The 11410-nt window shown below is 23.7% G+C and carries 9 protein-coding genes; 2 read left to right on the plus strand and 7 right to left on the minus strand.

Annotated elements, in window-relative coordinates:
• Positions 1–55: 55 nt before the first annotated feature.
• From ABIV_RS07210 to ABIV_RS07230, 5 genes are all read right to left on the minus strand, one after another.
• Positions 56–2239, minus strand: a complete 2184-nt coding sequence (locus ABIV_RS07210) for a S8 family peptidase (protein WP_114839223.1) — start codon at positions 2237–2239, stop codon at positions 56–58.
• Between the two features lie 20 nt (positions 2240–2259).
• Complete coding sequence (locus tag ABIV_RS07215) at positions 2260–3354, minus strand: AAA family ATPase (protein WP_114839224.1); 1095 nt, start codon at positions 3352–3354, stop codon at positions 2260–2262.
• Between the two features lie 552 nt (positions 3355–3906).
• Positions 3907–5820 (minus strand): alpha/beta hydrolase, encoded by a 1914-nt coding sequence (locus tag ABIV_RS07220; RefSeq protein WP_228254268.1) that lies wholly within the window; start codon positions 5818–5820, stop codon positions 3907–3909.
• A gap of 150 nt (positions 5821–5970) precedes the next feature.
• On the minus strand, positions 5971–6138 hold the full coding sequence (locus ABIV_RS07225) for a hypothetical protein (protein WP_114839226.1): 168 nt from the start codon (positions 6136–6138) through the stop codon (positions 5971–5973).
• Positions 6139–6319: 181 nt separating this feature from the next.
• Positions 6320–8779: a toll/interleukin-1 receptor domain-containing protein gene (locus ABIV_RS07230; protein WP_114839227.1), complete on the minus strand. Its 2460-nt coding sequence runs from the start codon at positions 8777–8779 to the stop codon at positions 6320–6322.
• Between the two features lie 248 nt (positions 8780–9027).
• Between ABIV_RS07230 and ABIV_RS07235 the strand changes: the two genes are divergently transcribed.
• Positions 9028–9423 carry a hypothetical protein gene (locus ABIV_RS07235; protein ID WP_114839228.1) on the plus strand — a complete coding sequence of 132 codons (396 nt, stop codon included), beginning with the start codon at positions 9028–9030 and terminating at the stop codon, positions 9421–9423.
• Positions 9424–9453: 30 nt separating this feature from the next.
• On the opposite strand, the gene ABIV_RS07240 is transcribed toward ABIV_RS07235, so the two are convergent.
• Positions 9454–9648: a hypothetical protein gene (locus ABIV_RS07240; protein ID WP_228254269.1), complete on the minus strand. Its 195-nt coding sequence runs from the start codon at positions 9646–9648 to the stop codon at positions 9454–9456.
• Between the two features lie 171 nt (positions 9649–9819).
• Between ABIV_RS07240 and ABIV_RS07245 the strand changes: the two genes are divergently transcribed.
• Positions 9820–10920, plus strand: coding sequence for a GGDEF domain-containing protein (locus ABIV_RS07245; RefSeq protein ID WP_114839230.1), 1101 nt, complete (start codon positions 9820–9822; stop codon positions 10918–10920).
• Here the strand turns inward: ABIV_RS07245 and ABIV_RS07250 are convergent.
• Positions 10917–11144, minus strand: coding sequence for a hypothetical protein (locus tag ABIV_RS07250; RefSeq protein ID WP_114839231.1), 228 nt, complete (start codon positions 11142–11144; stop codon positions 10917–10919). The genes ABIV_RS07245 and ABIV_RS07250 overlap by 4 nt on opposite strands.
• Positions 11145–11410: the final 266 nt, after the last annotated feature.

The following is an 11410-nucleotide window of genomic DNA, read 5'->3' on the forward strand; positions in this document are numbered from 1 at the left end:
TCATCTTTTGACTTTCCAATATTAACCCAATAAAATGACACTTTCTCTCCACCTTTTATAAAGTAATTTTTGTTCCAATATTAATTTTAGGCTGAATTTGTTCTAAAATATTTGCATATTTAATTTGTACTGGATTAAAAATATCAACTCCTTTTTCACTTTCAATAGTAAGAATTAAAGAAAAAGCTAATTCTCCTGTATCACTTGAATCAGAACCTTTTGCTCTTTCGTGATACTTAATTTCAAAATATGGTTTATACAATCCACTTGCTTGCTTTCTTTTTTCAGAATGTAAAACTGTTTCCCATTTTTGTGAATCTCGTCTTAATTCTTGCTCTGATGTATACATTTCAGAACTACTAAAAAAAGAATCTGTCTTATTACTTTCAGATAAATCACCATTTTTTCGTTTTTGCTTTTTTTCAGAATGAGGTATAAATGTTGCCACTAGTCCATGATTTGTATAACTAGGAGGATGTTCTGCATCTGTAGAGCTAGAAAAACAAAATGTAGCTTTAATTTTTAACATACCTTCAATATCAATATCAGGCAATGGAATTTCTGCACGATAATACTCTTTTACATTAATTTTTCCTTGATATAAAACTTTAATTTCATGATTATGACAAGTCATCATATCATCAATATTCATATTAAATCTTCCCCATCCAATTTTTTCCTGAGAAGAATTTCCACTCTGTTCTGCATGATGAATTAAAATAGCTTTTAATGTTATAGGTAACAAATTACTTCCATATTTTGCTTTAATGCCAATTGCTGTTCTTAATACATAGGGAGAAGCAAAACTCGTTCCTTGAGTTCCTATCAGATTATCATATTCATTAAAAACGTAAAACATTTTATTATTTTTACTATCTCCTCCAAAAGCAATTCCATCAGGCTTAATAAATCCAGGAGAACGACCTGGTCCAATATTACTATAAAAAGCTCTATCCCAAATATTACTATTACTATTTGCAGATCCTATAGCCATTGCATTAACACAATCTGATGGTACATGTACTCTTTCATTTGAATTACCTGCAGCAATACAAGTAAAATAATCACCCGTTGAAAAATGTTTATCTAAAACAGCCGTCCAATAATGAACATCGTCATCTTCAATAGTTTGATTTGGACCAATACTTAAATTAATAAATTCTATATCTTCATACCTCAATATTTTATCAATTCTTTTCAATATACTATACGATGAACAAGAATCTTCTAATATTTTATAATTCTTAATATTTGAATATGGTATTAATTCTTCTTCATCTTCTATATGTCCAAATAAACAAGCAGAAGTAACACCTATTCCATGATTTATATATTTATTGGATTTAGAGATAGTATGATCTTCATATTCAACAAATTGATTCATAAAACTATTCGAATTAAAACCTCCATCAAAAATTGCAACATTAAGACTATGATCAATATAATCAGTATTTAATGTAAATTTATTATTTGAGGTAGTATCTGAGTCTGATCTTATAGAGATATTCCTAATTCTTTGTGCTATTCTAATAGCCCTTATAAATGTATAATCTGCAATATTCTTTATCTTTTCTTTATCAAGTTTTGCATGAATAAATGTTAATCCATCAACATTATCAGTAAACTCATTAATGATTTTCGTATTAAGTATTTTTGTATATTTACTCAAATCTTTTAAAATATAACTATCTTCTGGATCATTAAAAGAATGCAATACAATTTCATATTCCTCATTATCTAAAGGGTCTTCAAATTTAATTTTTTCATTATTATAAAAAGGTTTTATTTTCTCAATTGTCTGAATATCTGTCTTATGATTTTTTTGATTTAAATTAAAAATTTCATTTCTAAAGTTCTCTAAATTACCTCTTGATATTAGTATATAATATACATTTGTATCTTTTTTATCTTGATTTGGTAATTGTTTTTCTGGGTTTATTTCGCTATATTTACTTCCAACCACTTTTGCAGAATATTTTTTTAGAATATTAACAGGGAAATGAGATTTCGCTATATATGCAGGATGAACATAAAGAGAAAAAACAACTTTATTTTGAGGCATTGCCTCATTTGGAAGTTTATTTATATATTCAATTAATTGATCTAAATTTTTTTGAAGTCTTTCTGCAGATTCTTCAAAAGTATAAACTTCTTGTCTTTCCCCACCTGAATTTTTTTTTGGTTGAGCTTTTAATATTAATTTTTCTCCATTAATCAATATAAAATTATTCTTTTCCATAAATTAACCTTTAAATATTTTTAATTATTAAATCGTCTTATTGAATCCCTTGAGATTTCTAATAATTCACTTAATTTTCTTTGTGAAAGTAACTTTTTTTTATAAAAAAAATCTGCAATTATAATTCTTTCATTTCTATCAATAATTTTATTTCTTATTGACAAGTTTTCTAAAAGACATATATCAATATTCTTTTTATTTATTATCATATCTTTTAAGACTTTGTTTAGTTCTTTTTTTATCAAGCCATGTGACAAACCGATACAAGATTTATTAAAAGTATTTAAAACAAGTTCTGTTGCACTAATATTTTTTAGTTTCTGGCTTACAATTAATTCAATTTCTTTTATATCAGGTAAATCAAATTCAAGAACATGATCAAATCTTCTCCAAACTGCTCTATCCAGTAGTTCTGGATGGTTAGTTGCAGCAATTAAAATTGAAGTAGAAGGCCAATTATCTATTGATTGTAATAAAACTGTTACAAGTCTTTTTAATTCACCTACTTCACTTTCATCAGATCTTTGTTTAGCAATGGCATCTAATTCATCAATTAAAAAAACACACTCTTTTTGCATAGTAAAATCAAAAACTTTTCTTATATTTTCACCTGTTTTACCTAAATAACTATTCATAATAGTTGATAAATCTAAAATATATAATGGCAAATTATTCTTTTTTGCAATTATTTTTGCAGTCATTGTTTTACCTACACCTGGTGCACCATGAAACAATATAGATTTTGTAGGCTCAAGTCCATACTCTAAAAGTTTTTCTTTTTGTTTATGTTCTTTATATGTATTTTCAATTAGTAAATCAACATTTTTTTGAAAAATAAATTCATTATTATCAAAATTTAAATCTTCTTCTTTTATTAAATTTAGATTCTCTCCAGAAACAGGTCTATCTATGTTTTCATTAACAGATCTTAGAAATGAACTATTTTCATATTTATTAATATAAGCATCTTTAATTTTTTTAGATAAACTTTTATCAGTTTGAGATAGATTTTTAATTAATTTATTAATATTAGTCTTTATATTTTTTTTATTATTTTTTAATAAATCAATAATAATTTCTATGGTTTCTTCACTAGTCAACAATTCTTCTTTCATATACTGCACCTTTTTTAAATTGATGCATTCTATACAAAATGGACTTATCCTTAAATTAATTATCAAAGAAGTCCACTTTTAATATTTTTAATATTTATTGTGTAATTATAATAAAAAGTTGTCACAGTTCGTGTCACAAATTAAAAAAATTTAGGATTTCATTTAATTTTATATTATTTAAATATAAAAAATTAAAAAGTAATAATTAAAATCTTGATTAAAAGAAAATTTATTTTTAGTTCAAATAATGTCTAAAATCATGCCCAAAAAAATAAAATTATCTTAAATTTAAAGAAAAAGTAATACAAATAAAGAATTTAAAATATTGATATAGTGGAAAAGGTAAGAAATAAGGTATTATCATAATACACTCTAATTTTCACGTTTGAAATCCCTTATTTATGGGCATTGTGAGCCCTTATTTTATTAAATTTATTTAATGCTTGTGCCAAATATGTGCCATTTTTAGTATCTAGATAGTAGATACGGACTTTCACAATAATATATATTTTATCAAAGAGTTAGCTATAAAAAACTAAATTCTTAGTATAATTAAAAAACTTGAAGTGCAAATTTATTAATTGATGTTTTAATTCTATTGTTATGACCATAACTAATATTATATTCTGTGAATACATATAAGTCATTTTTTATTAACATAGTTTTCTTAGCACTACATTTGTTATTATTTGTAAATGAAAGGATTCCATTATTAAAATACTTTTCATTTAATATACCATCTTTTTTACAGTAAGCTACTAATGCATTTTGATAACTATTTCCATCATATTCATGTCCTGAAATTATAAAATCGTCATTCTCTAAAACCAAAATATCTACTGCTTCTGTTCTTTCATTTGCAATACAATCAAATATACCATTATTACCAAAACCTAAGTCAATATTACCATCTTTTTTAATCTTTACAACTCTTGCTTCATTTTGAACACCCACTATAAATATATTATCTTTTGAATCAAAGGCAAGCTTTTCAACCCTCAAGAAACCTTTAATTATAACTTTTCCATTATTCCCAAAGTTTAAATCAATTTGACCATTATCAAAAAACTTATCAATATATGCAGAATGATTGTTATCTCGACCTGCAACTATTATATAATTATCTTTTTGAATTATTGTATTCAACCAAACATTATCCATAAAATTATTGTTATTTAAATTTTCTTCAAAAATAGTATCTATATTCCCATTACTTTTTATTTTAGTTAAATAAAGTTGTTCATTTTTAAAACTTTTACCAACAGTAAAAATATCATTATTTAAATTCATTATTGAATCCATAGCATATCTATGGTCAGCAAATTGCTCATCATAAAATTTAATACTAAAACTTGAATTAGATTTTTTTAATTTTAAAATACAAATAGAAAAATATTTATTTATAACAATATGACCAATTATATAAATAAATTCATCATCAAATAAGATTTTTTTTAAATCAATATTTTCATATTCAGAATATTCAAAGATACCATTATTTGAAAATGAAGTATCTATTTCAAAGTTTTCATTCAATTTTAAAAGAACATTCCTAGTTTTATCGAATTTACTCAATAATACATAATTATCGTTATTTTGATGTTGTATATCTACTATTGAGTAACCTATTCCCTGAAACAAATTACTTTCTTTAAAGTTATTGGAAAAAGAAATGTCTTTTAAATTTAAAAAATCCTCAAGTAATAGATTAATATGTTGTATTAACTCTCCTAATTCATAATTATCTATTGGTTTTGCAATTTCAGTATGATTACATTCAATAGAGGTAGGTCTTATATTGTGATGAATGGGATGAGAAGATTCTCTAGTCACATATTTATCAAAAATAGCACGATAATAGTGAGTATTAATTTTATTGATTTTAACTTCATAATCAGTATCTAATTTAAGTAAAAAAGGTGAATCTTTTTTTAATGCAGTAATATGATTATTAAAAAATGACCCTATCTTTGCAAAATTACCACCTCTATGTGGTGTGGCAAGTGTTATGTAAAAATTAAATTTATTTAAATGATTTAAATGATTTATTAATACTCCTTTAGCAATTAATCCACCCATACTATGTCCAATAAAGCTAATTTTTTCATAATTAGGTATTTCTAATGATACTAATTCACTTAAATGATTAATTATAACTTCTAAATCTTCATTGTATTTTTTTACAAAATATTTATTGACTTTTGGTATCTTTGCTAATAATGTAGATATATATTTTTTTATATTTGCACTAGAAGGATATACAAAATATGCAATATCTGCTACAGACTTTATTTTATTTGAAAAAAACTCACTAAAATACTCATCATTTTCATTTTTAAAGGTGTCTTTACTTCCGGTAAGTCCATGAATAAAAATTACCAAATGTCGGTTATTGTTATCTATAGTTTTTTCAAGTTTTATTTTAAATCCTTTAATATATAAAATCGTGTGCCAGATTTGTGCCAAAAAATGTTCAAAAATGCAACATTTTCATCAATTTTAGAAATTATAAAGCCTTAAATAAGCCCTATTCTAAGGTATTCTTATGAAAGTAAGTAAAGTCATAATAAACTCTTATCTTCACTCTGTATAACCTTTAAAATAGAACTTCTTATTTTATTTATTAAGAAAAGGGACAAAAAAGGGAACAATTTTTGATAAATTCTCTAACCTTTCCTCTTCATTTTCTTTTATAAATCTTGCATATACTTTTAATGTTATTGATATATCTTTATATCCTAACATTCTTGATACCCAAAGGATATTTTGACCTTTTGTAATCATTGTACTTGCAAATGTATACCTAAGATTATATATAGTTCTTTCTTTAATATTAATTTCTTACAAAATCTATATATTCTCAACTTAAATATCAAGTTTCCTATTCTTTAATTCTAATCTAAACTATAAAAATCTTCTCATATAAAATTAAAATTACAAATAAATTTAGAGAACTAATATTTTATTATTTATTTGATAATTTATTTAATTTTTGTAAAATAAAATCTTTAGATTCATCTGGATATGATTTTAACTCTTTATTTACTAAAGCTATTGCTGATGATAAATCTCCTTCACTAGCAAGCAAGTAAGCTTTTTGTTTAATATACGTTCTTAATGAAATTGTTCCATTTAAATTAAATTCTTCTAAAGAAAAAATAGCTTCTTTCATTGATTTAATATCATTGAAAAAAGTAGCAATATCGAACTTTGTTAATAAAGGATAATGACTGTCTTTAAATGCATAAATAGCTTCATTAATCAAAAGTATTGATTTTTCATGATTTTTTTCATAAATAGCAACACATAAAGCTTGTGCTCTTCTACCCATATCTGTTTGTATTTCTTCACTTTTCTCTTCTAGTTCTGTAGCTAATTGGTAAGCTATACTTTTATTATTTTGGTTTTTATCGCTATAAATTATACATGTGAAGTAAAGTAATATATGATATATATTATTTTTATTTTCAAGATAATTTTCTTTTGCATATGTTAATGCATTAGAATACCCTTCTGTTTGAATATAGATATGAACCATTTCTCTTTTTGCTCTTGCTTGTATATATTTTGAATTAACTATTCTATTTAATCTCTCAATAGCCAAATCATATTTTCCTATTATTCTATAATAATATCCTAAAATAAAATTATGTTGATCTCCATTTAATCTTTGTACTTCTGAAAGTACCCTTTTTTCTCTACTCTTAGCTAAAGCAAGACATAAATAGTATTTTATATCATTTACCAAATAATAATCAATAAAATCTTCTTTTTCAAGGACTTTATCAGCTAATTCAATTACCCGTGTATAATTTCTATTATGATACAAATCTTTCATTGTTCTTAAAAAATGTGAAGGGAAAAGTAAAGTTTCATCAATTATTTCTTCATTTAATATTGCTTCTTTTATTGAAAACAAGAAATCTGAAGAATCAAATTCATACTTATTATCTGATTTAATAAAATCAATTACATGTTCTTTAACTTTCTCTTTAAACTCTTCTTTAACTTCTAATTTATTTCTTATAATATAATCTCTGATAGAATCATTTAACCTTATAAACTGGCCATCATATCCAAAATATTCACAAATATTTTCTGTTACTAATTGTTCTAAAATAGGCATAAATACTTTAGAATCAACAATATTAAATAAGAAATCTAAGCTAATAATTTCAAATTGTGCTATTAATCTAATAAAAGACAATATAGGCTCATTCTCATTATAATGTTTAATTAGCATTGATGCTTTTTCATCATTAAATTCTCTAATTAAATGAAGATTATCTTTTACATTTTCAATATTTGTTCTAGCAATAAAATCTACAGTATATAATATTTGTTCTGGAAAACCCTGAAATTGATTACTTATTAAAATAAAGTCATCTATACTTAAATTTATTTCATATATTTCTAATAAGCGTTTAAATAATCTTTTTCTCTCAGATACAGATAAATCATCAACATGTATAGAAAAAAATTCATCACTATTTAATTCAGAGAAATTAACTTTATATTTTGATGCAGTACATATAACAGTCTTATCTGAAAGATCTTCAGAAAGGATAATATCTTTAAACCATTTTGATATTTTCCTTTCATAATTTATAATTGCACCATTATCAAGAACAATAACTATTTCATTGTTATCTTGTAATTCTTTTAAAACTGTTACTGCCAATTGAACTTTATATTCTTGGCTCTTCATAAGTAAATTATGAAGTTTTGAATCAATATCTAAATAACCTAAATCATTAATTTTTAAAATAAAATCTTCAATACTATCATTTATATCTAAATAAATAGTATAAGGTAAATAATATTGTTTACAAATATCAGTTTTCTCCATTGCAAATTTCAAAAAAGTTCTTCTACCTATCTGAGGAAAGCCTGAGGTAACTATACACTTAGGAGTTTTTTTAGAATAGTCATCTATTCTTTCTTCAAACTCATCAAGAATCTTGTTTCTACCAATACATAAATTATTTTTCTTTTTTAATTTAGGATGTTTTTCTAATGAAATTTGCCTTAGCTTTTGTTCTATTCTTTTTGCTGAAATAGTTGGTTTTGAAACATATTTTAAATTATAATTTTGTTTTAGCCAATCGGGAATTCTTTTATCTTCAAATGTAATATTTTTATCTATAATTACAGGATAAAACTGGCTAATCCCTTTTCCTAATCTTTTCTCTGCAACTAATAGTTCTTTTTTTACCCATTCAGAATTTAAAGATGAATCTGATATAAAAAAAACAAATAAATCAGTTTTTTTTAGACTATCCATAATTTCGTCTAATGTAAGGTTTCCCGCTTCAAATGTATATTCATCATAGTGAATACTTAACTTATTCTTTAACTTGTCTGCTACCAACCTAACATAAGAACTCTTATCCTTGCTAGAATGAGAAAGAAATGCTTTTATCATTATATACCTTTAATTAAATTATTTAATTACAAAAATAATCATCTTCTTAACAATTATAAAAAATTGTATCAAAACTATATCAAAAATGTGTCACGACTGATGTCACAGTTTTAAGTTTGACCAAAGTTAAAATATACTGTTTATGTATAATTTTTATCATATGCTTAACTATACCACTCTTATATATTCAATATTTAAAATCAAAATATGTTAAAATTAGTTTTAAACTAATATATTTAAGGGGATTTGTGTCTATTTTTGCTTTACAATCTTTAGCTGGTGGATTTCTAGATGAAGATTTAGAACATTTTAATAAATATTTTGATGATTGGTGTATTCAATTTGATAGTTATGAAGATGCTATGGATATAGTTCAAACGCTAGAAAATCAAGAATCTATTGATATTGTTGAAATAACACCATTAAGTTATCCAAAATACTTTTTTAATTCTCTTCAAGGAACTGTGTATGCAACAAGACAGATTGGAGATGAAATAATTTGTGTAGTAGAACCATTTATGGGTTCTAATTTTAGAATTGCAATTTGTGATCTTAAAACTAAAAATGTAAGATTAACTAAAACTCATTATAAAAATATTCCAAGTGTTGAAAGTGCCTTTGCAGGTTTTAGAGATAATATTTAAGTTTAACTAATTTCTTCTATAAAAAAACCATTATGTTTTTATATCTTCAAGAAGTTTTGGCATTGCCTGACCTATCTCATGAAACTTATAATCTAAGCTTTTTACAACAACATCATATAGTTGATGTTTTTTATAAGTTTCATGCCATTTATTCTCTTTTTTTTCATAAGTATTAAAATACTCAAATCTTAATCTATAAGCTTCTTTTTCTAAATTATCTTTCATCATACTTCTACTAAATCTATTTTTGTGATTATATAGTAACTTTTATTTTTATATTATTAGTAAAGCTAATAATTCTAAAAAAGCAAAATTACAGAAATTACTTTATAATTTAAATAATTATAAATATACTTTCGGTTATACTTTGCATTTTAATTAAAGGAAAATACTCTAGTGAATAAAAGTACTAAAGAGATTATGAAAATTACATTGGATACAGTAAAAGAGAAAGAGCTACCATTATTAGCTGGATGTGATAATATTTTTCAAACAAATTTACAATATTTTGTTGAAAATTTATCAGAAATAATTATGCCTTCAATTGATTTTAATAATGATGATAAAATAAATAGTTTTATTGAAATGATTTCAAAAAATCCAGTTGATTTATTAAAAAAAGATTCAATTGATCAGTTAATAACTATTACAAAAAATAGAGTAAATGCTGATAGACAAGTTCTTAAAAATAAAACAGATGATATTATTAAACTTAGTACTTTAATGGAAAAATATTTTGATAAAACTATTTTAGAGAGTTCTAATGCTAGTGAAAAAATAGAAAATATTAAAAATGAACTTCAAGAATTAAATATTTCAAACTCTTCACAAAGAGAACTGGGACAACTTCAATCTAAACTTATTGATACTATTTATAGTATAGAAAACTCAATGCAAGATAATAGAATTATCCTAGGGGAAAGTAAACAAAAGTTCAATAGTTTAAATGAAAAGATAGATAACCTTCAAAAAGAGCTTGCCATTGTAAAAAAAGAGAAATCTATAGATTTTCTAACTTCTTTATTAAATAGAAGAGCTTATGAAGAAGAAGTTAAAAAAATAGAAAAAAAACATGAAATATTCAACTCAAAATATGCCATAGTTTTTTATGATATAGACCATTTCAAACAAATAAACGATACCTATGGACACTCATTTGGAGATACTGTTTTAAAAACTTTTGGAAGCATTTTAAAAAGCTTAACAAGAAAAGAAGATACAGTAGCTAGATATGGTGGAGAAGAGTTTATTGCTTTAATTAATTATGAAGAAGAAAAAGAGCTTTATAAATATATTAAAAGAGTGAAAACTCTTATTGATTCTACAAAATTTAAATATAGAGATATAAGTATTAATATTGAGTTTAGTGCGGGAGTTAGCTTTAGATATAAATATGAAAGCTATCTTGAAACTAAGAAAAAAGCAGATACTTTACTTTATCAAGCAAAAAAAGAAGGAAGAGATAGAGTTATTTTTGATAATAACTATATTATTTAATTCTCTTTATTCTCAACTTCTACTGATTTAATAGCTTTTTTACTTTTTGAATCATAAAGAAAAGTATGCCATAAAGCAAAACCACAAAATGCAGAACCCGCAATTATATGTGCTTTTTTTGCTGCACTATTTTTCATAAATAAAGATGTTACTACTGTTACACCTAGAGTTGCTGTCATACCTATTTTTGCAGCTTCTCGTTGAAGTTCTTTATCAAATTTCATTTTTTGTTTTCCTTGCTTTTCTTTTACTGATTTTTTTAGATGTTTTATCTAATGTTTTAACAGTAATTGCTGCTGTAAGTATTGTAGCTAAAGGTAATAAAAAAGGCAAATTAAACTCCTTGATAATAATTCTCATAATTATAGCTTTTCTATCTTTAAACAAAACTGATAATTGTTATCAAATATTAATTATTAATAAGTTTTTTGATTTTTTATTATCATGAATAATTCAATTTTAAGTATATGTAAAGTTTATTAATATTACT

The sequence above is a fragment of the Halarcobacter bivalviorum genome (genome assembly GCF_003346815.1).
Classification (GTDB): Bacteria; Campylobacterota; Campylobacteria; order Campylobacterales; family Arcobacteraceae; genus Halarcobacter; species Halarcobacter bivalviorum.